This is a genomic window from Sorangium sp. So ce145 (genome assembly GCF_051525985.1).
In the GTDB taxonomy this organism is placed as follows: Bacteria; Myxococcota_A; Polyangia; order Polyangiales; family Polyangiaceae; genus Sorangium; species Sorangium cellulosum_B.
In genome coordinates this window covers 2,601,636-2,626,726 of the sequence record NZ_CP150315.1, presented here as the reverse complement: position 1 = coordinate 2,626,726, position 25,091 = coordinate 2,601,636, and the positions used below count along the sequence as shown (strand labels likewise).

16 protein-coding genes are annotated in these 25,091 nt (G+C 73.4%); 11 read left to right on the top strand and 5 right to left on the bottom strand.

All coding sequences use genetic code 11. From position 1 onward, the window contains the following. Positions 1-537 precede the first annotated feature (537 nt). The 8 genes from WMF34_RS10060 (at position 538) to WMF34_RS10025 (ending at position 18,513) form a co-directional block, all read left to right on the top strand. Complete coding sequence (locus WMF34_RS10060; protein WP_012234555.1) at positions 538-1,539, top strand: alpha/beta hydrolase; 1,002 nt, start codon at positions 538-540, stop codon at positions 1,537-1,539. 121 nt (positions 1,540-1,660) lie between these two features. Continuing rightward, positions 1,661-1,957: a DUF2288 domain-containing protein gene (locus tag WMF34_RS10055; RefSeq protein ID WP_437298973.1), complete on the top strand. Its 297-nt coding sequence runs from the start codon at positions 1,661-1,663 to the stop codon at positions 1,955-1,957. A 36-nt stretch (positions 1,958-1,993) separates the two neighbouring features. Continuing rightward, positions 1,994-2,896, top strand: coding sequence for a WGR domain-containing protein (locus WMF34_RS10050; protein ID WP_437993137.1), 903 nt, complete (start codon positions 1,994-1,996; stop codon positions 2,894-2,896). Between the two features lie 251 nt (positions 2,897-3,147). After that, positions 3,148-6,051: a hypothetical protein gene (locus tag WMF34_RS10045; protein WP_437993136.1), complete on the top strand. Its 2,904-nt coding sequence runs from the start codon at positions 3,148-3,150 to the stop codon at positions 6,049-6,051. Next, positions 6,048-12,965: a HEAT repeat domain-containing protein gene (locus WMF34_RS10040; RefSeq protein ID WP_437993135.1), complete on the top strand. Its 6,918-nt coding sequence runs from the start codon at positions 6,048-6,050 to the stop codon at positions 12,963-12,965. Before WMF34_RS10045 ends, WMF34_RS10040 begins: the two co-directional genes overlap by 4 nt. Beyond that, the gene (locus WMF34_RS10035; protein WP_437993134.1) at positions 12,962-14,851 is read left to right on the top strand and encodes an SWIM zinc finger family protein; all 1,890 of its coding nucleotides are present in this window, start codon (positions 12,962-12,964) and stop codon (positions 14,849-14,851) included. Before WMF34_RS10040 ends, WMF34_RS10035 begins: the two co-directional genes overlap by 4 nt. A gap of 386 nt (positions 14,852-15,237) precedes the next feature. Further along, on the top strand, positions 15,238-16,740 hold the full coding sequence (locus tag WMF34_RS10030) for a reverse transcriptase family protein (RefSeq protein WP_012234549.1): 1,503 nt from the start codon (positions 15,238-15,240) through the stop codon (positions 16,738-16,740). A gap of 1,035 nt (positions 16,741-17,775) precedes the next feature. Next, positions 17,776-18,513 carry a hypothetical protein gene (locus WMF34_RS10025; protein WP_437993133.1) on the top strand — a complete coding sequence of 246 codons (738 nt, stop codon included), beginning with the start codon at positions 17,776-17,778 and terminating at the stop codon, positions 18,511-18,513. A gap of 221 nt (positions 18,514-18,734) precedes the next feature. Here the strand turns inward: WMF34_RS10025 and WMF34_RS10020 are convergent, their stop codons facing one another. Further along, the gene (locus tag WMF34_RS10020) at positions 18,735-20,228 is read right to left on the bottom strand and encodes a hypothetical protein (RefSeq protein ID WP_437993132.1); all 1,494 of its coding nucleotides are present in this window, start codon (positions 20,226-20,228) and stop codon (positions 18,735-18,737) included. A 57-nt stretch (positions 20,229-20,285) separates the two neighbouring features. Continuing rightward, on the bottom strand, positions 20,286-20,726 hold the full coding sequence (locus WMF34_RS10015) for a hypothetical protein (protein ID WP_012234546.1): 441 nt from the start codon (positions 20,724-20,726) through the stop codon (positions 20,286-20,288). 61 nt (positions 20,727-20,787) lie between these two features. Between WMF34_RS10015 and WMF34_RS10010 the strand changes: the two genes are divergently transcribed. Next, complete coding sequence (locus WMF34_RS10010) at positions 20,788-21,435, top strand: hypothetical protein (RefSeq protein ID WP_437993131.1); 648 nt, start codon at positions 20,788-20,790, stop codon at positions 21,433-21,435. A gap of 166 nt (positions 21,436-21,601) precedes the next feature. Here WMF34_RS10010 and WMF34_RS10005 read toward each other — a convergent pair whose 3' ends face one another. Continuing rightward, a complete protein-coding gene (locus WMF34_RS10005; RefSeq protein WP_157906583.1) occupies positions 21,602-22,225 on the bottom strand; it encodes a CHAT domain-containing protein in 624 nt (207 codons plus the stop codon). A gap of 307 nt (positions 22,226-22,532) precedes the next feature. On the opposite strand from WMF34_RS10005, the gene WMF34_RS10000 reads away from it, so the two are divergent. Then, positions 22,533-22,856 carry an H-type lectin domain-containing protein gene (locus WMF34_RS10000; RefSeq protein ID WP_044964464.1) on the top strand — a complete coding sequence of 108 codons (324 nt, stop codon included), beginning with the start codon at positions 22,533-22,535 and terminating at the stop codon, positions 22,854-22,856. A 107-nt stretch (positions 22,857-22,963) separates the two neighbouring features. On the opposite strand, the gene WMF34_RS09995 is transcribed toward WMF34_RS10000, so the two are convergent. Further along, a complete protein-coding gene (locus tag WMF34_RS09995) occupies positions 22,964-23,416 on the bottom strand; it encodes a helix-turn-helix domain-containing protein (RefSeq protein WP_012234543.1) in 453 nt (150 codons plus the stop codon). A gap of 73 nt (positions 23,417-23,489) precedes the next feature. On the opposite strand from WMF34_RS09995, the gene WMF34_RS09990 reads away from it, so the two are divergent. Then, the gene (locus WMF34_RS09990; RefSeq protein ID WP_437993130.1) at positions 23,490-24,335 is read left to right on the top strand and encodes a class I SAM-dependent methyltransferase; all 846 of its coding nucleotides are present in this window, start codon (positions 23,490-23,492) and stop codon (positions 24,333-24,335) included. Positions 24,336-24,444: 109 nt separating this feature from the next. Here WMF34_RS09990 and WMF34_RS09985 read toward each other — a convergent pair whose 3' ends face one another. Then, positions 24,445-24,984, bottom strand: coding sequence for a hypothetical protein (locus WMF34_RS09985; RefSeq protein WP_012234541.1), 540 nt, complete (start codon positions 24,982-24,984; stop codon positions 24,445-24,447). Positions 24,985-25,091: the final 107 nt, after the last annotated feature.

The window sequence follows — 25,091 nt, the reverse complement described above, 5'->3', positions numbered from 1 at the left end:
CGGGATCCCCCGCGGGGGCGCGATCGGCCGTGCACCCGCGAGCGCAATGCAGCAGAGTCACAAAAATCCCGCATAGATTCATCAGACGACTTCCGTGCCGCGATGGCGTCTCCTGGCCATGACGTCCGGCAAGAGCGGTAAAGCACGGGGAGATTTGTTCGCCAGCACAGAAGTCGTCGTGATGACGCTTTCCCTGGCACATGTGCCGGGACCGGCAGCCGGCGTCACCCCCGTGCAAACCATTGCGGCATCACGCAAAGACTCGTGCAGCGGTCCGCTCCTCACGACGGGCCGCGAGGGCCCGGCGAGCCCACGGTCAACGCGCAGGAGACCAAACAGCGCTTCGAAATGGCGGTTAATGGCGGCAAGCGGCGGCGCGGGCGGAGATCGTGCGCTATCCTGTTGACGTAGACGCTTTCTGGTCCAATGTTTGCGAATATGGCGTGGCGGCGCTGGAGCTGAGAGACCACGGGATATCGCACCGCGATAGACGTTGCCTCACCTCCAATCACCTGCCGTAACCATGAGGGTCAATTCATGAACTTGTATTATCGCGCACTCAGCACGGTACTCTTCTCGGCGACGCTCGCGGCCGCCGCGCTCTCTTCGGGCGATGCCGAGGCGTCGTCGTCGAGGCAGCCCACCAAGGTCGAGCGCCTGGTGTTCCCGGTGACCCTCTCCGACGGCAACACGTACGATGTCGTCGGATACCTCTACTATCAGGGTCAGACCAAGTACCGCCCCCTTCAGGTGCTCGTCCACGGCCTGACCTACACGCACGAGTACTGGGATCTCCCGTCGTTCGGCGGACACGATTACTCCTATGCCCGGCACATGGCGAAGGAGGGATACGCCGTCCTGGCGCTCGACATGCTCGGGGCCGGAGAGAGCAGCCGGCCCGACGGCGACTTCCTCGATCTGGCAGAGACCGCCGACAGCGTCCATCAGATCATCACCGAGATGCGCACGCCTGGCGGCGTCTACAAAACGCCTTTCACGCGCGTCGCGCTCGTCGGTCACTCGAACGGCGCCATCATCAACACGTTCGCTCAGAGCACCTACAATGACGCCGACGTCCTCGTGAACACCGGCCTCGCCTTCACGCCGCACCCGATCCCGGTCCCCCCGGAGGCGATCTCCGCGCTGTTGCAGACGCCCTATATCGCGATCCCGCCGGAGATGCGCACCGCCATCTTCTACGACACCGCGAACGCGCCCCCGGCGCTCATCGATTTCGACAATGCCACCATCGCCGACACGTTCACGCGCGGGCAGTTCATGAGCCTCCTCGCCGTCTCCGAGGACCCGACGCTCGCCGGCATCGACGAGGTGACGAGCCCGGTGTTCATCCAGTTCGGGGAGACGGACGCGCTGCAGCCGGCGGCGTACGCGGACTCCGACGCGGCGCTCTATGCCAGCGCCGAGAGCGTCACGACCGCGATCGTCCCCGACACGGGCCACATCCTGAACGGCCATCGCAAGGCGCGGGTCGGCTGGGAGCAGATCGACTGCTGGGTCCACCACAACATGGGCTGGTAGGGCGCGATTGGAGCCTCGGGCAGCGCCGCCTGCCCGGACCGCCACGGCCGGCGGCCGCCCTCCTTGCCCGGACGGCGGCGCGCAGGCTTGGCGGCCGCTGTCCGGGGCCTATGCTGCCCCCATGCGCGAACAGCTCGCCAAGACGCTCGGGGAGGTCTTCTGGACCGATCTCCGCACCCATACAGCGCGCGACGCGGTCATCGTCGTCGCCGCCGATCTCGATCTCCTGGACGTCGGCGAGGCCATGGCCGCGAACGACACGGCCGCGGTGGAGGCCTGGATCGCGGCGGGCAAGCTGACCAAGCCGACGGCCGCCGATCTCGCGCGCTGGCCGCAGCAGCACGATCTGCGCTTCCTGTCGCTCGTGGTCGCGCCGTTCGTGCTGATCCGCCAGCCGCCCTCGCCGCCGCCCTCTTGAGGCGCGCCGCCAGCGCGACGTGATATCGTCGCCCGCATGCGCCGGTTCGAGTTCGTGCAGGGGACGAGCGCCAAGTTCTGGATGGCCGACGTGGACGACACGACCTTCATCGTCGTCTACGGGCGGCTGGGGACCGCCGGACAACGCAAAGAGAAGGCGTTCCCCACGGCGGAGGCCGCGCAGCGCGAGTGCGACAAGAAGATCGCGGAGAAGCTCAGGGAGGGCTACCAGGAAGTGGCCGCCGCCGGGGGCGGCGCGCCCGCCGGCGGCACCCCCGCGGCCGGCGCCAGCGCGGCCGCGCCCCCGCAGCCGCCGAAGCTCGATCTGCCGCCGCGCGTCCAGCCCGGCGAGGCCACCGAGGCGCGGCGCAAGGCGGCCGTCCACGCGCTCGCCGCGGTCTCGGCCGCGCGCGGCCGGCGGAGCTGGGTGCTCGGGCGCGCCGTCCGACGCGCCCGCCGCGCGCTCGAGTCGCTCGGCGGGCTCGATCCCGCGACCGACGGGGCGCTGTCCGCCGCGCTGGACGCGCTCCTCGACCGCGTCGTCGCGCCGAGCGCGCGCGATCGCCTGCCGCTCGTGCGCGCGATCGAGCTGCTCTCGGAGCTCGACGCCGCGGCGTTCGCGCGCGCGGTGCGCGACACCTGGAAGGCCCCGCCGGCGACCTCCCCGGCCGCCGGAGCGCTCGCCCTCCTGAAGCGTCAGCTCGAGGAGCTCGACGATCCCGAGCTCGGCCTCCGGCTCGGCGCCCTGCTCGTCGATCGGCCACACCACGGCTCGATGAGCGCCGAGACCGGGTGGGCGCGGCGCTGGAAGGCGCTCTCGCCGCACCTCGAGGCGCACCTCGCGCACCGCGGGCGCTCGCTGAAGGACCTCCTCGCGAGCATCGACGCGGGCGGCGACCCGCACGTCGCCGAGCGGGTCGCGCGGATGCGCGCGGCGTGAGCTGCTCGGCCTGAGCTGCGCTGACTGACCTTCGCGGCCTGAGCTGCGCGACCTGAGCTGCCCGTGCGGCGCGCGCCACGAGGCAACGCTCCGGGCGCCGCGCGGCACCCCGGCATCGGCGAACACGCCCCACCCACAGGCGCACACCGCGGGGAAGCGACGGCGCTTCCGTCATCGTCAGATCGACTCTGGCTTGACCTGCACCGCGGGGCTCGCGATTCTCCCAGGCCATCCCGCCGCGGGAGGGCGCCTTGACGAGCTCACCGAACCCGATCGACATCGCGAACGTCAAGCAGCTCGCCACGAGCGGCTCACCCACCCTGGCCGAGGCCGTCGAGGCGTACCTCGAGCAGCCGGATCCCAGACCGGAGACGCCGCCGCGCGAGGGAGCGCTGACCTTCGCGGCGTTCCTGCAGCTGCTCTCTCGCGCGCAGGGCATGCGCTCCCCCGAGCAGCGGCGAGAGCAGTCGACCGACGCGTGGAAGCGCTTCCTCGCGCAGGTCGACGCCGCGCCGCCGCCGCGGCTCGAGCTCGCGGACCTGCTCGTGCGCATCTACGAGGAGGGCACGGACGCAGGGCGCAGCGCGCTGCGCGACATCGCCACGAGCGCGCCGCTGGTCTTCGGCGCGTGGGGCGGGCTCAAGCGCATCTACAAGCTGGCCGAGGCGCGGCTCGACGCGGAGCTCTTCGGGGCGCTCGCCTTCCGCTTCGACGTCGAGCTCTCCCGCAGCCGGCGGCGCGAGGTCTCCAGGGGGACGTTGATCTACATGCGCCGCCGCGCGTGGCGCTTCCTGCGCGAGCTCGGCCGGAGCACGCCGGAGCTCTACCCGCAGTTCGCGGTCGAGGTCCTCCGCCACTACGCGCCGGGCACGAGCTTCAGCGACCTCTGGGTCGCGAACCACGTCTGGGCGCACGGCACGGGCAAGTACGACGGGCGCTCGTTCCACGGCAACGTCCCGCCGAACGACATGGTGAAGCACCGCGCCTTCGACGAGGCGTGGAAGCGATCGCCCGATCCGCTGATGCTCCTGCTCTCGGCCTGCCAGGCCGACCCGCCGGCCAAGTTCGCGATCCAGGGGCTCAAGAAGGACTTCGCCGACACCCTGCGGAGCGTCACACCCGCGTGGCTCTCGCGGCTCGCGTACCGGCCGCTCGCGAGCGCGCACGATTTCTTGATCGAGACGCTGCTCGGCTCGCCGGAGCTCCACCAGAGCAAGCTGCGGGGCCTCGGGCTGCACGACGCGGCGCTCGCGCTGCTCGGCTCCCCGAGCGCGAAGGCGCGCACGTTCGCGATCGAGTACGCCCGCGCGCACGCGACGGACCTCGACCCGGAGCGCCTCGCCGCGCTGCTCGACTCCGAGCACAAGGACACGCGCGCCTTCGCGGCGTCGGCGCTCCAGGGCAAGAGCCCGCGCGCGCTCGGCCACGCGTTCCTTGGGCGGCTGCTCACGCACAGCGAGACCGAGGCGTGGGCCAGCAAGGCCCTGAGCGAGAGCTTCGACCGCGCCGAGCTGCCCGAGGGCTTCCTCATCGACATGCTCTACGGCGAGTCCGAGCAGAAGAAATGGGCCGCCGCGTACTTCAAGGCCAAGTACCGGCCCGGCGAGCCCGGGGCTGGCTTCTGGGTGCGCGTGCTCGACGACCCGCGCCACGAGGACGACTACCAGGCGACGAAGTCCGCGCTCGACGCGCTCGGCAAGTACCCGATCGCGGCGATCGGGACGCCGTGGCTGCTCGGCGCGCTCACGCGCAAGCGCCTCGGGTCCACGGTCGCGACCTGGCTCCAGAAGGCCGACGCCCTGCCCGACCTGACGGCCGAGGGCGTCGAGCGCCTGAAGGGGCTCGTCTTCAGCGCCGAGACGCGCGCGGTCGCGCTGGAGGTGCTCGGCAACCCGAAGATCGTGTCGCCGCGGCAGCTCACGCTGCCCTGGCTGCTCGCGCTCGCGCGGCGCGCCGATCCGACGCTGAACGGCTTCGCGCGCCGGTACCTCCTCTCGCACATGAAGCCGCAGGACTTCGACGCGGGGCAGGACGCGAGCGGCCGCGGCGACCGCGAGGCGGGCACGGCGAGGCTGTTCGCGCTCGCGCTCGGCGAGAAGGAGCCCGAGCCGATGCGGGCGTTCGCGCAGACGTACCTGCGCTGCCACCACCCCGTCCTCGGGCCCGAGCAGGGCGAGGCCAAGGAGCTCGAGCTGAAGCCGGCGCTCAAGCGAGGCGCGTTCACGGCGGAGCGCATCTGGCCAGCGCTCTCCGACAAGCGGGACGACGTCCGGCGCTTCGCCGCGCTCATCACGCGCGCCGAGCTCCGGGCGTGGGGCTACCAGACCCGCGTCTACGAGCTCGCGCACAGCGACGCGAAGGAGGTGCGCAACATCGCCTTCGACGCGCTCCGCAAGGTCGGCGATCCGTCGGCCGATCCGGCGATCGCGCTGACGCCGGAGGAGCTCGATCCGGCGCAGGTCTTCGCGCTCACGGAGAGCCTGAAGAAGAGCGCGCGCGAGCTCGGCCTCTCGCTCATCCTGAAGCACTACGCGCGGCTCGGGGGCCCGGAGCGCCTCGGCTGGCTGATGCAGAGCGCCGACCGCGAGGTGCGCCTCTTCGCCGTGCGGATGCTCTGGGAGAAGCACCGGCCTCGCCATCTGCCGCCGGGCTGGAAGCCGCGCGCGGCGCGCGGAGACGACGCGCGCCCCGCTGCGGAGCTGCCCGAGGACGCCGGGCGGTTCGCGGACGTCGAGGCGCTCCGGCGCTTCCTGCGGTACGTGCTGTCCGGGATCCCCGCGGGGCGGTCGCCGGAGCCGGGCGACGACGCGGGCTCGCGCAGGCGCCTCTCGGCGAGCGAGGCCAAGCGGCACGTGATCGAGGTCGTGCGCGATCTCGCGGTCGAGGACGCGGCGTTCGCGGCGCTCGTCGCCCCCGTCATCGCCGAGTTCACCGGGTCGATCGCGAAGGGCGAGTGGCAGGCGTGCCTGGCGGCGCTCCTGCGGCTCAGGCACGCGCACCCGGGGCTCGAGATCGAAGGCCTCGAAGCGGCCGGCGATAGGCGGGCGCTTCCCAGCGTCGGACAAGCGGCCGGCGATGGCCGGGCGCTCCCCAGCGTCGGACAAGCGACCGGCGAACGCCGAGCGCCCCCCAGCGTCGGACAGGAGACCGCATGAGCCACGCGATCGGCCATTACGAGAAGGTCCGCGCGCTCGCGATCGGCCCGCGGCTCCTCGCGGTCGGCGGCGTGCGCGCGCCGGCGCCGGGCGAGGCGCGCGGGACGCAGACCACGCCATCCCCCGCGAGCGCGAGCCAGGTGACGCTGTTCGATCACGTGGCGAACAAGCCGGTGCGCTCGATCGACGTGCCCGCGCACGTGCTGGGCCTCGCCTTCGCGGGCGACCTGCTCGCGGCGGCGTGCTCGGACGGGGCGCTGCGCCTCCTCGCGGGCGGCGGGGCCGACGGGCGGGCGATCGACGCGCACCCGGGCGGCGCAACGGCGATCGCCGCGGGCGTGTCGCTCAACGCCGGCGCGCGCCTCGCGACCGTGGGGGTCGACGGCGCGCTGCGGGTATTTCGCGTCGGCGAGGCCGCCGGCTCCCCTGCCCCGCAGCCCGGCGCCGCGGTCGAGATCGCGTCGTTCGCGCTCTCGGCGGCGCCGCTCCGCGCCGTCGCCTTCGATCCTGCCGGCGAGCTCTGCGCGGCGGCGGGCGACGACGGCATCGTCCGCGTGGTCACGCTGTCGACGGGCGCCGTCCGCGCCATGCCGGGCCACGACGGGCCGGTCACGGCGCTCGCGTTCACGCCGCGCGACGGGCGACTGGCGTCGGGCGGCGACGACGGCACCGTGCGCCTCTGGTACCTCGTCGGCGACGTCGAGTGCGAGGTGCGCGGCGCGGACGGGAGCGGTCACGCGGGCGGCGTCCGCGCGCTCCTGTGCCTGCCCACCCCGCCGCCGCAGGAAGACGGCAAGGAGAGCGGCGACCGCCTGCTGTCCGCCGGCGCGGATGGCGCGATCCGCATCCACCGGCTCGAGGACAAGCGCAAGCCGCGCACGCTGGAGACGAGCGCGCTGGCGCTCCACGCGCTGGCGCTCGCGCCGGCCGCCGCGCGCAAAGGGGCGCGCGGGCAGGCGGGCCGCGGCGGCGCGGACGCGAAGGACGGGCTCGGCGCCGTCTTCGCCGCGGGGGACCGGCGCACGGTATGGCGCTTCCCGATCGACGCCGCCGGCGCGCCCGCGGACGGCACCGCCGAGCTCGCGCACGGCTTCGATGTCCTCGCCCAGGCGCTCTCGGGCGCGCGGCCGGCGCGCGAGAGCGCCGTCAAGACGCTCGCCTCGCTCGACGAGCCCGAGGCGCTCGAGGCCGCGCTTCCCGTGCTCCGCTCGGACCGCGACGCCGAGGTGCGCGCGCTCGCCGCCCGCGAGCTCGGCGAAAAAAGGCGCCGCGGCGCGCGCGCGAAGCTGCGCGAGGCGCTCGACGACGAGAGCCCGAACGTCCGCATGGCCGCGCTCGAGGCGCTCCGCGCGATCGAGCGCGACACGCCGCTGACCCCGCTCCGGGCGGCGCTCGAGGCCCGCGCCGCGGACGTCCAGCGCCGGGCGCTCCTCGAGCTCGGGAAGCTCTACGGCAGCTCACCGCTCATCCCGGGGCTCATCGCCGAGAAGCTCGCCGGCCGCGACGCGTCGGTGCGGCTCACGGCGCTCGACCAGCTCCAGCAGATCCACCCGGACGGCCCGCAGCCGCTCCGCACCGCGTTCGAGCGCGGCCCGGCCGACCTCCGGGTCGAGGCGCTCATCCGGGCGGCGCTCGCCGGCTGGCTCTCGGCGCCGGAGTTCGCGCCGATCGCGGCGCGCGCGCTCGACGACGAGGACGCCGAGGTGCGCCGCATCGCGTTCGCGGCGAAGGTGATCGAGCGGCGCGCGCTCGCCCACGCGCTCGAGGCGCGCGACGAGGATCTCGGCCGCGCGGCGATCGACATCGCGCGGCGCGCGGCCGAGGTCCTGCGGCGCGCCGGCGCGGGCGGCGCGGAGAAGCCCGCGGCGAACGCGAAGGATGGGGCGAAGGACGGCGCGAAGGCGGCCGACGAGGCGGCCATCAAGGCGGCGCGCGCCCGGATCCCCGGCGTGGGCAGCCCGGGGGCCGAGCTCGCCGAGGCCGACCTCGAGCCGCTGCTCACCGCGATGGCGTGCCGCACGCCGGACACGGCGGTGCGTGGGGCGCGCGGCCTCGCGCAGCTCGGCGACACGCGCGCCCTCGGCGCGCTGCTGCAGCTCACGCGCGAGCAGGACCCGTCGCTGCGGCGGCAGGCGGCGACCGCGCTCGCCGAGCTCCGGGACACCCGCGCCGAGAAGCGCCTCATCTGGATGCTCGACGACGCGGACGGCGCGGTGCGCGCCGCGGCGCACGACGCCTACGCGCGGCTCCAGCCGTCGGCCCCGCTCACCGTCGCCGAGGCGTCGCTCCGCTCGTCGCAGGAGGACATCCGCGTCCGCGGGCTCGACCGGCTCGTGGCGCTCGCCGGCGAGGGCAAGGGACCGAGGCCGCCCGAGGCCGAGGCGCTGCTCGCCGACGCGATCGAGGACGAGTCGCCCAAGGTCCGCCGCGAGGCGTTCCGGACGCTCTGGTCGTGGCACGCCTCGGATCCGCAGACGGCGCTCGACCGCGCCCAGCTCGCGCGCTTCCCCGACCTGCGCCTGCGCGCCGTCGAGGAGCTCAAGGCGCACGGCGAGCAGCCGTGGGCCGCGGAGCGGCTGCACGCGGCCATCGGCGACCGCGACGCGAGCGTGGCCCAGGCCGCGTACGACGCCGTCGTCAAGCTGCGCGGCAAGGAGGCCGCGGAGCCGCACCTCGCCGCGATGGCGTCGATCCACCCCTCGGTCCGGGAGAGCGGCGCGCGCGGGGCCGCGCACCTGCCGGCGGGCGACGACGCGCGCAGCGCCCTGCTCCGGCTGCTCGCCACGCGCGTGCCGGTGGGCGAGGCCGCGCGCAGCGCCCTGAGCAAGCTGCTCGAGGACGAGCACGCGGGGCCGCGCATCGCCGCGATCGAGGCGCTCGACAAGCTCCTGCCGGGCGAGGCGGGGCCGCTCCACATCGGCCTCCAGTCGAGCCACCTCGACCTCCGGGTGCGCGCGGCCGAGCTCTGCGCCGTCCGGCGCGACGAGCAGCTGATCAGCCCGATGCGGGCGCTCCTCGCCGATCAGTCCCTCTTGAACGCGGGTCGGGGATCCGCGTTCGCGGTCCCCTCCGCGCAGATGCCGATCCAGGTCCTCGGCCCGCTGCGCGCCCGCGCCGCGACCGCGCTGGCGACGCTGGGCTCGCCGCGCCTCGTCAAGTACTTCGCCACCGAGCTGCTCAAGGACGAGTACCCCGACGTGCGCGAGCAGGCCGCGCGCGGGCTCGCGATGGCCGCCCGCCGCGGCGAGGAGGGCTACCTGCTCGACGCCATGGGCCACGCCGACGTCGCGGTGCGGTCGTGGGCCGCCGACGGGCTCGCGCGGCTCGGCGACGTGCGGGCGCTGCCGGTGCTCACGGGCACGCTGCGCCACGAGCACCCGCCCATCCGCGTCGCGACGATCATGTCGTTCGCGGCGCTCGGGCCCGAGGGCTACGGCGGCATGCTGCAGGGCCTCGAGGACAGCTCGCGCGAGGTCCAGGAGATCGTCTTCGCGATCGTGCTCGCGCGCGACCTCAGGGCGTTCCGCCGCGGCGACCCGCCGGACCTCCTGACGAGCGCGCTCTCGTCGCAGCGCTCCGACGTGCGCTTCGCCGCGGCGCGCGCGCTGGAGCTCCGCACCGATCCGGAGCTGTACCTCGCCCACCTCATCGAGGCGCTGATGCCCCCGCGCCCCGACACGGCGGAGCAGGGCCGCGCGGCCGACGGCGAGAAGCCCGCCGGCATGAAGGACTGGCCGCCCGAGGTCGCGCGCGGGCGCATCCTCGTCGGCCTGGCCGAGGCGCTCGCCAGCGACGACCCGCAGCAGCGCTACGCGGCCGCGCAGGTGCTCCGCATCCGGCGCAAGCCGGTCGAGTACTTCCGCGAGGCGAAGCGCGTGGCCGCGCTGCGCCCCGCGGGCGCCCACGTCGTGGCGGACACGACCCCGCGCGCCGCCGAGGAGAGCGACACGAAGCCCGCGAAGGGGTGGCTCCGCCGCCTCTTCGCGCAGCCCGAGCCGAGCGGGCAGAGCGGCCAGAACCAGAAGCAGAGCGACAAGCCGGCCGGCGACGCGGTCCCCGAGGGCGAGCAGCGGCGGCTGCGCTGGCTCGCGTTCGGCGCGTACATGGGCCTCCTCCGGCAGGTCTCGGCGGGCGACGACGAGGCGCACCGCACGCGCCGCGACGCCATCGATCGCATCGTCGACGTCTGCGCCAAGGGGCACGTCAGCAGCACGGCGGCGGTCCCGCCGCTCGTCCGGGCGCTCGACGACCCGCACCACCTCGTGCGCAAGGCGGCGTTCGCGGGGCTCAAGGCGCTCTTCCCCGCGGGGGCGGGCGAGCCGCTCGCGCTCGGGCTCGCGTCGGCGTCGGCCGACGTGGCGCGGACCGCGCTCGACGAGATCGCCGCGCGGGGCGGCGACGCCCGCCCCGAGATCGTGCGCGCGCTGAGCTTGCCGCTCGCCGACGTGCGCCGCTACGCCTTCGAGCTCTTGGAGCGGCTCTCTCCGAAGGGCAGCCTCGACCCGCTCCTCGCGGCGCTCGGCAGCGAGCACGCCGACCTCCGCCTCGGCGTGCTCGAGCGCCTCGCGTCGTCGAGCGATCCGCGCATCGTGCCCGCCCTGTGCCGCGCGATGGAGAGCGAGCACGACGACCTGCGCCTGCGCGCCGCGGAGCTCCTCGCCCGCAGCCGCGACGATCGCGCGGTCGACGTGCTCGCGGCGTTCCTGCGCGAGGGCGCGGGCGCGCCTTCGACGCGCGCGCGCAAAGCGCTCGTCGCGCTCGCGAGCGACGCGGCGGTGCGGGCGCTCGCGGCGCGCATGGACGAGGCCGCCACGCCGACGGACCGCGAAGCGCTGGCGGGCGCGCTCGGGAGCACGCGGAACCACGCGGCCACCGGCCCGCTCGCGGCGCGCTTCGACGACGAGGTGCCCGAGGTGCGGAGCGCCGCGTTCAAGGCGTGCCTCGAGATCGTCGACAAGGGGCGCGAGCGCGAGAAGCGCGAGACGGCGCTCGCGCTCGCCTTCCTCGCCGCCGCCGCGCGCGCCAAGGACCCGGCGCTCCGCCTCGCCGCGGCGCGCGAGCTCGATCTCGGCGACGATCCCGCGCAGAACGACCTCCTGGTCGCGCTCTTCGCCGATCGCGATCTCCCCACGCGCGTCGCGGCCGTGACGTCGTACGCGAAGCGCGTCAAGGACAAGGGCGCGCCCTCGGGGCCGCTCGAGGCCGTGCTGCGCGCGGGCACGCGCGAGCTCGTGCTGCCCGCCGCGGAGGGGGTGGCCCAGCGGGGCCTCGCGTCAGCGCTCCGGCCGCTGCTGCTCGTCGTCCGCGCGGGCGAGCCCGGGGAGCGGGAGCGCGCGCTGCTCGCGCTCGGCACGCTCGGCGACGCCCGCGCGCTGGAGGAGCTCGAGGCGGTGGCCGCCGGCGGCACCAAGGAAGCGGCAGTCAATGTGGGTCGGGGGTCGGCGTCCGCCGCCCCCTCCGTCGAGCCCAGCATGCAAGCCGCCGCCACGGAGGCGCTCGGTCGCATCGCCCCGAAGCTCGGGAGCGCCGAGCTCCGCAAACGCGCCTCGGAGCGCGTCGAGCAGGCGCTCCACGCCGACTCCATCGATCTCCGCGAGTCGGCGGCGAAGGGCGTGCGCTGGATCGGCGGCGAGCGCGCCCGCGTGCTGCTCGAGGAGCTCGTGCGCGCCGGCGACACGCCCGACAGGCTCCGCGTCGTCGCGGTGAACGAGCTCGGCCTGCTCGGCGACGGCGCGGCCGAGCCCGCGCTCGCCCGCGCGCTCGACGCGCGGAGCAGCGAGGTCCGCAAGAACGCGCGCAAGGCGCTGGAGAAGCTCTTCCCTGGCGAGCGGACGCGCGTCGAGCTCCTCGCGGTCGGGAGCGAGTACGACGACATCGCGGGCCCGGCGGCGAGCTACCTCGCCGCGGAGGCCGACCCGGCCGAGCTCTTGCCCCGGCTCGCCGCGCTCAAGGACGAGGACCTGCGGCAGCGCCTCGCCATGGGCCTGCTCCGCCGCGGCGCGCTGCCTGTGGCCGCGCTCCTGCGCATGCTCGAGGACGAGCGCGCCCCGGCGCGGCAGGAGGCCGCGCGGCTCATCGCCGCCGGCACCGTGGCCGGCGATCGCGGGGCCCTCGCGGGCGCGCTCGCCGCCGCGGCGCAGCGCACCGCGGAGCGCTGGTCGGCCGCGCACGGCGACGAGCGCAGCGCCGAGGCCGCTGCGTGGCGCGAGCTGCTCTGGGCCGCGGGGCGCGCCGGCGCGGCCGCGATGGCGCCCGCGCTGCGCGCGCTCCTCTCGAACGACAGCGCCCCCGGCGAGGTCCGCCGCGAGGCCGTGCGCGCCCTCGGCGCGCTCGAGTCGGCCGCGAGGTCCGGAGGGGCCGCGCCGCCCGCGGGCGCCGTGGAGGCGCTCACGGCGGCCCTCAAGGACATGGACGCCGGCGTCCGGGCCTCGGCGTCGGCCGCGCTCGCCGCGCTCGCGCCGGACGGCTCGGCCGCGATCGCCGTGGCGGTGAGGCCGTTCGACCCGGTCGCCTTCGGGCCGACCGCGCGCGTCGCCTCGCCCGAGGCGCTCGCGGCGCTCGCCGCGACCGAGCCGGGCCGGCGCCTCGCGCTGCCGTCGATCCTCGCGCGCCACGACGCCGCCGCGCTCGCCCCGCTGATCTCGCTCGCCCAGGGCAGCGGCGGCGACGCCTCCGCGCGCCTCGACGCCATCGCGGCGCTCGGCCGCGCCGGCGGCGAGCGCGCGCTCGAGGCGCTGGCCGCGCTCGCCTTCGACAAGGAGAAGGCCAAAGAGAAGGCCGACGTCGCCGTCCGCAAGGCCGCGTACCGAGCGTACCGCCGCGCGAAGCGTAAGGCGGCGGATCCCCGCACGGCGCGGCTCGCGGCCGCGCGCTCGTCCAGAGAGCCCGAGACCCCCGAAGGAGTCAACGCATGACGGCCGCACTCGCCCGCCCGATCCTCCTCCGGTACGCCGCGCCGAGCGAGCTCGCCGCCGCCCCGCTCCACTCGAGCGTGCGCCTCTCCCTCGACGGCGCCCGCGGCCCGGTCGGCGTGCGCGGCACCGTCCGCGACGCGGCGCTCTTCCGCGACGCGATGGCCGCGCTGGCGACCATCCTGGAGAGCGATCTCCGGTACAAGGGCCGGGATCGGACCGCGTACCTCGCCTACCTGATGAAGCAGGGCAAGAAGGCGACGGCGGCCATCTGGGAGGCGCAGAAGGCGTTCCTGGAGGGCGCCTTCCCCGACGACGCGGCGACCCAGGGCGACGGCTCCGCCGCGAAGCCGAGGGCCTCCGGCGCGCTCGATCCCGTGCTCACCGTGCACCCGGACGAGGTCTCGATCGAGGTCTTCTCGCGCGACGAGAGCGCCTACGCCCGGCTCGCCTTCTCCAGCGACCTCTTCGAGGGCCGCGAGGCGGCTCACGGCACCGCCTTCGTCGATCTCTCGCCGCGCATCGTCGAGCAGATCGATCGCCTGCGCGCCTACGCCAAGGTGGAGCTCGACGCCGGGGCGGCGCGCGCAGACGCCGCGGCGGCGCGCTCCGCGCCGATCGAGCGCTCGATCGAGGTCCCGACGACCTGGCTCCGCGGCTTCCTGCAGGTGCAGTCGGCGGCGACGCTGCCCGCGGTCTCCTGCGAGCTCGCGCCGATCGATCTCTACAACGCGCTGTTCGTGCTCCGCACCCGCAAGGCGAAGAAGCCGCCCCGCGGCCTCCGCTTCGAGCTCGTTCCCGGCAAGCCGCCGCGCCTCATCCTGGAGCCCTGGGAGATCTTGATCGAGGGCCACGGCCCTCCGTACGAGGGCCCGCCGCGCGTGGTCCGGACCTTCGGCCGGCAGCGGTTGCTCGCGCTGTCGCGGCTCCTGCCGCACGTGCAGCGCGTGCGCGCCGAGCTCCGGGGCCCCGGGCTGCCGGTCTTCTGGGTGCTCGATCTGGGCCGCGCGACGCTGACGATCGCGCTCACGGGCTGGACCGACAGCAGCTGGGCCAGCGCCGCCTCGTTCGACGCCCTGATGCCTCGCGAGGGGAAAGGCGGCGACAAGGCGCGCGCGGCGCTCGACGCGCTCGCGGGCAGGCAGCTCGCCCTCCTCCGCGAGCGCGGGCCGCTCCCGCTCGCGTCGCTCGCGGCCGGCGGCGGCGCCGAGGACGCCCGCGCGGCGCTCCAGCTCGAGTGCCTGCGCGGCCGGGTGCTCTACGACGTCGCGCGCCGCGTCTACCGCCCGCGCGAGCTGTTCGCCGATCCGGTGGACGAGCGCGACATCCGCTACAGCTCGCCCCGCGAGGCCGCGGCCCACCGCCTGCTCGGCGCGCCCGGCGCGGTGAGGCCGACCAAGGTGCACGAGATCGCCGGCGAGGGCACCGAGATCCACGGAGAGGTCGCGGACCGGGAAGCGCACCGCGACTTCGCGCCGCGGTTCACGATGGATCTCGAGGGCCGCGTCTCCGACGCGTGGTGCAGCTGCCCCACGTTCCGCCGGAGCGGCCTCCGCGAAGGTCCGTGCGAGCACATGATCGCGCTCCGCGTCGCCTACGCCCGCGAGCGCGCCGAGCGGGACGCCCTGCGCCAGACGGCCGAGGGGCGGTCGCTCATCCGCGCCGAGACGCGCACGTACGTGCGCCGCGAGGCCTCGGGCGCGGAGGTCGTCTACCGTGTCTCCCTGGACGACCGCGTAGTACACCTGTCGTGGGGGGCGCGCGCCGAAGCGCCTCGACACCAGCGCATTTGGTTTGACACGGACGGCGAAGCGCGCGACGCGTATTTCAAGAGACTGGATGCATTGACGTCCTCCGGGTTCGTGGACGCCGACGCGTCGTCAGCATGAGAGAGGAAAGGAGGTCAAGAAAAAGAGATTGTTCGTGTTGCCAGGAGAGGTTCTGAACGCACCAGCCTCCACGCCTCGAGCGTAGGAGCGGCGTCGCGCCGCTCTGGAGGAACCGCCAGTCACTCTCCGCAAGGTAGCCTGTTCTTGGTTCTCTTCGGCTAGACGAGCCCTACGGCGTCGGGAGAGCTGAGACAACCTCGCAAACGCCGTTTCTCCCGACGCCGTAGGGCTCGTCTAGCCGGAGAACCGGTGAGGCTACCGTGCACCAAGCGATGAAGGTGATGCGCTTGGAGCCTCTCTTGGCGACATGAGACAGCGATCGACGCTCCGGTGTCCTGAGGACAGATCGCGCCCATCGTGACTCACCACCACGCTCCCACCGAGACATGACCGCGAAGATCGACGCGACCGTTCAAGCCCGAGCCCCCGTCGTTCTCCCCATCACGACGCCGCCTGCCCCCGGCGGCGCGGCGGCGCGCTTCCACGCCGCCGCAGGCGCGGAAGCGCGCCGGCTCGCCCACGAGGAGCGCGTGGCCCGCTGGAAGGCGATCGACGAGGCGGGCGGGATCGACGCGTGGGTGAGCGCGGAGCTCACGTCGAAGGGCGCCCTCGCGACCGGCGATCCCAAGGCGATGTCCGACCGGGAGCGCGCGCAGTGGAAGGAGCGCAAGAAGGTCGAGGCCCGGGAGCGCCGCTCGCTGCGCCGCCTGGCCTGGGAGGCCTACGTCGCCACGCACGTCAACCACCTCGGCGCGGGCGTGCACTGGAGCGACCGTGTCGGGCCGGACAGGCTCGATGTGCCCGGGCTGAGCGAGCGCGCGCGGGCGCACGGGCTCCCCGACCTGCCGGGCGCGGCTGAGCTCGCGAGCGCGCTGGGGCTGTCGATCCCGCGGCTCCGCTGGCTCGCGTACCACCGCGAGGTCGACACGGGCACCCATTACCGGCGGTGGCACATCCCGAAGCGCGACGGCAGCGCGCGCACCATCTCGTCGCCGAAGCGGGATCTGAAGCGCGCGCAGCGCTGGGCGCTCCGCAACCTGTTCGAGAAGCTGCCGGTCCACGCCGCGGCGCACGGCTTCCTGGCGAGCCGATCCATCGTCACGAACGCCGCCGCGCACGCCGGCGCCGACACGATCGTCAAGGTGGACATCAAGGACTTCTTCCCGACGATCACGTGGCGCCGGGTGCGAGGCCTGCTCCGCAAGGCGGGCGTGGCCGAGGGTCCCGCGACGCTCGTGGCGCTCCTCTCGACGGAGGCGCCGCGGGACGTCGTGCAGTTCCGGGGGCAGACGCTCTACGTGGCGACGGGCCCGCGCGTGCTCCCGCAGGGCGCGCCCACCTCTCCGGCGATCACGAACGCGATCTGCCTGCGGCTCGATCGCCGCGCGTCCGGCCTCGCCCGCAAGCTGGGGCTTCGTTACACGCGGTACGCTGACGATCTCACGTTCTCCTTCCGCGCGACCGAGGCGCCTGGCCTCGCCGGCGCCGCGCGGCCGCGCGCGCCGGTGGGCGCGCTGCTCCGCGGGCTCCGGGAGATCCTGAGCTCGGAGGGCTTCCGGCTGCATCCGAGCAAGACCGTGGTGATGCGCAAGGGCAGCCGGCAGAAGGTGACGGGCCTCGTCGTCAACCACGCGAGCGAGGGAGCGCCGGCGGCGCGCGTCCCGCGCGAGCGGGTGCGCGCGCTGCGCGCGGCGATCCGCAACCGGGAGCTCGGGAGGCCGGGCAAGGGCGAGACGCTCGCGCAGCTCAAGGGGCTCGCGGCGTTCGTGTACATGACGGATCCGGCCAAGGGGCGCGCGTTCCTCGGGCGCATCGAGGCGCTGGAGCGCAATCAACCGGCGCCTGTAGGCGAGGCGGGCCCCCACGACGCGCGCCCCGTGCTCACGTAGCGCAAGGGCGCTGGTCGTTCGATCTGGAGCCCTCCGATCGGAGCGCCACGCCTCCGTGCAGCCGGCGGCGAGGCCCCCGCCCATGTCCGACATGCCCTCCCGCCTGCTCGGCGAGCCCCCGGCCCATGTCCGACATGCCCTCCCGCCTGCTCGGCGAGCCCCCGGCCCATGTCCGACATACCCTCCCGCCTGCTCGGCGAGGCCCCGGCCCATGTCCGACATACCCTCCCGCCTGCTCGGCGAGGCCCCGGCCCATGTCCGACATAACCTCCCGCCTGCTCGGCGAGGCCCCGGCCCATGTCCGACATAACCTCCCGCCTGCTCGGCGAGGCCCCGCCCATGTCCGCGTGCTCCCCGTGCGTCTTCCCGAGCAGCCGCTTCACCGCGGTCACGATGCCCAGCCACCGCGGCGCCGGCCACGATGCCGATGACGGTGCCCCCACGAGCGCCACCAGCGCGCCGACCGTCCAGGTAGCCCAGGTAGCGCCTCTCACCTCGTCTCGCACCGTGACTCGCCCCGTCACGATGTCGAGGTCGAGCGCCGGCTCGGCACGCGCCGTCCGGTCGCCGTACAACGGCTTGTCCGAGTCTCCGTGCCCTCGCAACTCCAGCGCGATGACGTGGTGGTGGCGCGAGAATGCCTCGACTTGCTGCGCGACCATGATCGCCGTCTGTGACCATCCCGGGTTCATGACCAGAGGCCTCTGCCAGCTTCGAGGGACCGCAGGGTCACGCCGTCGCGGGTGGTAAGGAAGGAGCGGGATGCCGCCGACGTATACGCTCCATGGCCCGATCCCGACAAGGGAGCGGCGAATCGACCCATCACGGCCGTTGCGCGACGAGACAACAGCGCTCCCACGTTGCTTCAGGACACCCCCAGACAGCGCCGAACGGGCGGCACCTGGCGTGCGCGAACCATGCGCGAACCATGCGAGAACCACGCGTAAACCCCGCGTGAGGCCATGCCGCTGCGATGCTGCTTTCTCCGCGAGGTGCCTGGACATCGCGAGTGTGGAATGGATAGGATGGTCGGCTATGCGAAAGCCATCTGCTCGTCTCCTCGCGCTTCCGGCCGTCCTGCTCTTCGGCGCCCTGCTCTCGGGCTGCCCCAACCCGAACTCCTACGGAACCCCGCGGACCGTGGCGCCCGGCAAGATCGCGCATTCGGTGTCGCTCGAGAGCTTCGGCTACATCGGCGAGACCGCCGAGCTCGTGGAGAATCCGGAGACCGGCCAGGCGGAGGCGAGGACGAGGACGACCAGCGGGTTCCTGCCGACGCTGCCCTCGTATCAGCTCCGTTCCGGTTTGACGGACATCCTCGACGTCGGCGCCCACGTCCATAACCTCAGCTCGTTCGGCGTCGATCTCAAGGTGAACCCCGTCCGCGGCGTCTTCGATCTCGCCGTCGATCCAGGGGTGCAGTACTTCTACCTCTCGTCCGACGAGGCGTCGGTCCACATCGTCTACCTCCACGCGCCGGTGATGCTCGGCGTGAACCCCACGGACTGGTTCTCGATCGTGGTGACCCCTGGCGTCACCTACGGCCTCGCCTCGGGCAATATCGCGGACGACGGTGAGGCCGCTTCGACCGCGGATGGCCTCCTCCTCCGGGGCAGCCTCGGGTTCCAGTTCCGGACCTCCGACAGCTTTGCGATCCACCCGGAGCTCACGATGATGAAGAGCCTCGAGGGGCCGGGGCTCGTCTACAACTTCGGCATCGGGTTCAACTTCGGCGCGCTGCCGAGCTACAAGGACCTTCAAGAGCCGATGTGACGCGCCCGCCGGACCAGCGGGCTGGGCCGGGCGTCGGGCGGGCGAGGGGCGCTGGACGGACCGGGCCTGGTCCGCGATGTGGAGCGACAGACAATGAGGGCGCAGGACTCTGCCCGTCCACGGCGTTCGCATCGACGGCCGTAGCGTACGTCGTGGGCGTGGGCGTGCTCGCACCTGCAGGAGCCAGGAGAGCGACACGCGCGGCGGCGCGCGATTGCCGACTACGGCGCTGCCGGGTGCGGGGCCTGGCTCCCCGTCAGGGGCAGCCGGGCCGCGGGATCGCCGAGGAGCACATAGCCCCGCAGATCGTTGCGCAGCATGAACGCGCTGCCGCGCTGCATGGGAGCGACCGGGGAAGGCCGGTTCCACACGCGCGCGTCCTCCTCGGCATGGTAGCCGGCGAGCAGCTCATCGTTGACCTCGCGGTAGGAGCGCATCAGCGCGTCGAGCGCCACGCCGGCGCGGCTGCCGCGGGCCATGGCCTGGAGGCTGCTGAAGATCCGGGAAGCGCGGCTCTGGGTCATCCTGTCGGGATCGACGAAGCCGAAGGTCCAGGCCAGATCCAGGTGCGCTATCACCGAGAGCGGCCCCTCAGGATTCCGGAGCGCGGCCTGCGGCAGGGCGGCGAGGAACGGGCGCTCGCCGCCCTGAGGCAAGCTCGCCAGCACCCGCTGGACCTGGCCGCTGTAGGCGCCCTCGCGCGCGAGGAGCGAGAGCCAGGCATAGAACGCGCTCTCCTTCGGCGTCCCGGCCCCGAAGCAGGCCAGACAGAACCAGAGGCCGCCTGGGAGGAAGGGCGCGTGTTGCAGCATGTCCGCCGTGAGCAGCGGCGCGGAGCTGCCCTGTGCGCCGACGAGCAGCGCCCCTTGGAGCGCGCGCTGCTGATCGACGGAGGCCCACCCGCCGCGGGGCCGGCCGAGCCCGTGGCTCACGGACAGGAGCACGGAAGGCCTTGGCGTGCTCCCCGCGCGGAGGAGATCGTCTGTGCCGTCGGCGCCGGGGACCTCGACGACGTTCGCGGCCGGGGACGGTCGCCTGCCTTGCCTCTGCGCCATCGCGACGCAAGGCGCGATGAGCAGGCTGCGGCCGAGCTGGGTAGCGGCGGTGCCGTCGTCCGCGACGAAGAACAGCGCATCGGGTCGGTCGTGGCCAGAGGGCGCCTTGGCCCAGCGCACCACCTTGTCTGCGTACGCGGCATAGCCGCTGGGATCTGGCTTGCCGTCGGCGCCCGCGATGTGGAGGCGGCCGACGAACGCGCCGTTCGCGAGGACATGCTGGAGCTCGGGTGAGACGGCGTCGAGATCCCCGAGGAGGAGCAGATACCGGGGCCTCTCCTCCTCCGGAATCGACTCGTCGCGCAGCACATCGGTCTTCCAACGGAAGGCTTCCGCCATGTCCATTCCGGGCGCGACGCGGTAGGGTGTCACCGGAGCGCCTTGCTCCGCCTCCCGGAGCCGGAGGAGCGGCGCGATCGCCTCGAGCGCCTCGTCGCCCAGCGCGCCTTCGGGCGCGATCACCGACCAGCGCTGGAGGGCGAGATCGTTGGGATCCGCGTCGGGCATCTCGCGCACGAGCGCGTCCACGCGACGAGACGTCTTCGCCGGCCGCGGCGCAATGCCCGCCGTCACCTCGGGCAGGCCCGCCGCGAGTGTGGGGCGGAGCTCGGTGGCGTCCGCGAGCAGGAGCTCCAGGGTGCTGGGGAGGGCAGCGTTCATGGCGGCAGCAGGGTGCCAGGGGCATGCGGGTGGGTCAATGCGCGGTAGGGATGTGGTTCAACCTCTCTCTTCGCGCCACGCTCTATCCTGCGTCGCGCTCTGCTCGGTGTGCTCGGGGGCCAGGCGAACGGCCTGGATCTCGTGCCGTGCGATCGCGAACGCCGCTCGCCCTTCCTCCTCGACGACGACATCGTTGAAGCGGAGCTCGAGGATGCGGACGCGCCGCGCTCGCGACCAGGGATCGGCCCAGCCAGGCGCCACGCCGATCACCAGATCGATGGGCGTGCCTGTCTCGCTGGCGCTCTTCAGCTGCCGGTAGAGGCTCACGTCGCCGGGCAGCGCCCACTCGGCGGTCAAGCCCTCGTCGATGAAGCCCCAGCGGAGCCGGACGAAGCCTTGGAGGACACCGTAATGGTAGAATGCGTAAAGCGCCTTGACGTCGCTCTCGAGCCGGCGCGCGAGCTTCGAATGGTCTCCTTCGACCAGGTAGCCCGCCACCTTCTCGAGGTCGCCGAGCGGCCGGCCGATTCCGGTGGTGCCGGCGATGAGGAGCTCCGGCGTGAATCGCCGTCTGCCGTGCGTCGAGCACGGCCGCGGCCTGGCGGACCCAGGAGAGGCTCGTCATAGACCGATCGCGGAATGCCGCGTCGAGCTCCTCGGCGGACAGCGGGACGTCGTCGCCGGGCGCGGGAGGTGTCCGCGCGGGGGGCGACGGCGCCGCGCGGTTCTCGAAGAGGCCGATGGCCCGCACGAGCATGCGGAGCGCAAAGGCGTCGAGGTCGAGACCGAATTGGCCCGTCGCATCGCGGTACACCGGCGCCATGCCGTGCCACGCCCTCTTGAGCGAATACGCGAGATCGCCGGTCTCGGCGAGCACGCCCGCCGATTCGAGGTGCTCCGCGATCTCGTCGAGGGTCATGGGGGCGCCTCGCTCGAGGAGGGCGACGATCATGAGGTGGAACAGCTTCGCCGTCCCCTGCGCTGCGACGTCGTCGACCCGTGGAACGGCGATGCCCAGGCGTTCACAATACCTGTTCTGCACCGGGGTCATGGCGCCTTCCGGATGGGCCGTGGCACGCAACATGTCGCTCGATCGATCGGACGGAGCTCGGGTTTCTTCGTGATTCTCGTGGTTCGGGGCTTCGGCCTCGGCATGGGCGCGCAGCCTACCGCAAGACCCGAGTCGAGTGGCCGGCAGCAGGCGTGAGAAAATCGTGAGCGAAAAGGCAATGCGCGCTGGATGCGCCGGTGGCATTCCGATGAGTCGTATCAATTTTCCATGGGATCGGCGCGACGTGCGGGGGTGGGGTTCCGAACGGGACGCGCGCTCACGGGTGGCCGTTGCGTGGGCGTCATCGTGGATGGCGCGCTCTTCAGCGCTGCCGCTCGACGCCCCGGTAAATGGAGGCGGCGTCCTCACCACCGGCTTCCAGGAACTTCTCTCCCTGCATCCTGGGCTCGAACCCGACGGTCAGGCTCGCGCCGACGAGCGCGCTGTAGAGCCGCTCCGAGCACGCCCTGGCCACGTCGGCCTGGACCGGCCAGAGGTGGGCGACCACAGCGTCCGCGCCAGCCCGCGCGAGGAGCTCCGCGGCCGACGCGAACGTCGACGGCCGGGCCCCCTCACACGCCTCGAGCACAACGAGCCGGAAAAAGCTGAGGAAGCCGGCCTTGAGTTGCTGCCCGAGGAGCTCGACCGGCAGCCAGCGCTCGTCGCCGTCCTTGTCCGCGAGCCACAGGACGGGAGCGCCATCCTTCACCCCTCCGTGACCGACGAAGTGGAGCACGTGCGGGATCGGCTCGCGGCCCAGCCGATCGAAGAGCCAGGGCAGCTGCGCGGCCTGCCCCTCGATCGGCGCCAGCCACTCGACCTCGCCCGCGGCGATCGGGCCCGCGAGCACCTCCTTGAGCCGCACGAGCGCGGCGCCGCCGGACGGCGCGATCGCGAGCACGCGCACCGCGCACCTCACGGGGCTGCCACGGGTCGGTGTGCTCAATCGGGACCCTGCTCGGGGGTCTCCGTGATGCGAATGATCTTCCCGCATTCATGTGGACTCTCTCTGGGCAAAGTTGACCACGACACGCCATCGAGCCGGATGGGCCTCGGCCGAGCGCGAGCATGGGCAGGCGCTCATCGCTTGCCGAGCATCCACCGCGGAGCACGACCTGGCGGCGCGCCGAGAGCGCTCACGAGGCGCTCCGGTGATCTCCCGAGTTTCCGTCGCGTGTCGTCCACCGGCTCGGGGAGGGGCGTCGTGCAAAGGCGATTGACCCGGCTCGGCGCCTCGACTCCGATGCGCCGCCATGACGACCGCCGTGACCCCTCTGCACATGCTCGCCGGCACGAACCACTTTGGCAAGGCGCAGCCGCACTGGAACCTGCTCGGACCGCCCAGCGAGGGCATCGATCGGGAGTTCTCGGCGCGCGTCGAGTTCGAGCGCGAGTTCAATAGCCCGCCGGTCGTGCACATCGGCATTGCCGGTCTGGACGTGGAAGGCAGCGACGCGGTGCGCGTGCGCGTGCGCGCGCGCCACATCGATCGCGCCGGCTTCACGGTGCTGCTCAGCACCTGGTTCGGCAGCCAGGTGCACGGCGTCGACGTCAACTGGATCGCGCTCGGCACCTGAGCCTACGCCCCTCCTCTGGACCGCACGAGTTGGCTCGCTCTCCCAGGGGCTGCCACCGACGCGAGCGCGCTGTAGACGATGACATCCCGCCGTCCGCGCGCTCCGTGCTAGAGCGCCGCCCGTCGTAGGCGTGCTTCCCGACGAGCCCGTCCCCGCGTCCTTCTACGACCGGCGCCGCCGGCGAGCCGGACGATGCTGCGAAAGCGCGGACACTCCATGTGGCTCGGCGCGGTACACGCCGCCGCGTGGCGCAGGCCGTCGCGCAGGGCGACCAGGCGCTGGATGGTCCGGTCCAGCTCCTCGGCCTTGGCCGTCAGCCGCTCTCGCTCGATGCGCGGCCGGCCGTCGGGCGAGAACATCCGGGCGATCTCGTCCAGCGAGAACCCCGCCACCTGGCCGAGCGCGATCAGCGCCAGGCGCTCCAGCACCCCGGGGTCGAACAGGCGCCGCAAGCCCCGCCGCCCGGTGGACGCGATCAGCCCCTTCTCCTCGTAAAACCGCAGGGTCGAGGCGGGCACGCCGGAGCGCCGGGCCACCTCCGCGATGTCCAGCTGTTTCACGCTTGACCTCAAGTCGACTTGAGCTTGCAGACTACGGCACATGAGTTTCGACTGCAAACCGAAGGAGACTCCGATGTCCGAAGCCCATCAGCCGAATCGCGACCAGGCCACGCTGTGGAACGAGGCCAGCGGGCGCACCTGGGTGGAATTGCAGGAAGTGCTCGACGGCATGCTGGCGCCGCTCGTGGCGCCGCTCATCGACGAGGGCTTCCCCGGCGAGGGCGGGCGCGTCCTCGACGTCGGCTGCGGCGCGGGCGCCACGTCCCTCGCCATGGCGCGGCGCCTCGGGCCAGCGGGCCTCTGCCTCGGCGTGGACATCTCCGGGCCGCTCGTGGCGGCCGCCAGGGCACGCGCCGCCGCCGAGGGGCTGGCGTCCGCCGCGTTCGTCCAGGCGGACGCGCAGACCCATGCGTTCGAGCAGGGCACGTTCGACGCGGTGATCTCGCGCTTCGGCGTGATGTTCTTCGACGATCCCGCGGCGGCGTTCGCCAACATCCGGCGCGCCGCCCGGCGCAGGGCGAAGCTCTCGTTCGTGGCATGGCGCAGCGCCGACGAGAACCCGTTCATGACCGAGGCCGCGCGCGCTGCCGCCCCGCTCCTGCCGAGCTTGCGCGTCCCGGACCCGGACGCCCCCGGCCCGTTCGCCTTCGCGGACAGCGAGCGGGTGCAGCGGATCCTGGACGCGAGCGGCTGGACCGACATCGACATTCGCCCGATCGACGAGCCGAGCGGCATCGCTGAGAAGGACCTGCTCGCCTACGTCACCAGGCTCGGACCGGTGGGTCAGGCGCTGCGGGACGCGGACGAGCCGACGCGCGCCCGGACGGCCCAGGCGGTTCGCGCTGCCTTCGACGCGTACGTCCAGGAGGGCGCGGCCCGCTTCACCGCGGCCTGCTGGCTCGTGAGCGCGCGCGCCTAGAGAAATCCTGCCAGAACACCCGGTCGATGACGAGCCGTCGCCCGGCGCGCCGTGCCCGGCGACGGGCCGAGATCGACATGCCGCGCGTCGCGAGGCGCCGGGCGGCACCTCAACCAAGGTCGCCGGTGAAGCGGATCGGCACGCGAAACGCCATGAGCACGGCCTTCACGTGCCTGGGCGAGAAGAGCGCGCCGAGCGTCGTCTCCTCGACCCCGCGGCGCTGCACCAGCTCGTGGAGCTCGAGCAGCGAGTACGCGCAGAAGAGCTCGAGGCGCTTTCCGATGTGCTTCAGGATTCTGCCGCGATTCCTGTAATACGGCGCGTAATCGCCCTTGTACCGAAGATCGAGCGCTTCGATGCGGACCTCGTACTGCACGTAGGAGCGCTCCCCGAGCGCGCGATTGCAGAGGAGCTCGGCTTCGACGTGCGCGCCGGTGTCGTCCACCACGACGCCGGGCCCATCCCCGAAGACCCAGAGCCCGTCGAAGTGGGGCGCTTCGCCTTCTCGCGGCTCCTCGTGCGTCTTCGGGTATCCGGGCGACACGGAGAAGCACGCTCGAAACTCGTCGCGTATCTCGGCGCTGCGCGCGCAGAGCGCCTCCATCTGCCGCTCTTTCGGAACCGAGAACAGTTTGGCCGTCTTGCCCATGAGCAGTGCTCCTCAGAGATGTCTCGCCCGCAGCCCGAGAGCGCCCGATTCAGACGCTCCCATTCTACCCGATCGCAGAGGGCCGCGAGCGCCGGGCCAGCGCGTCC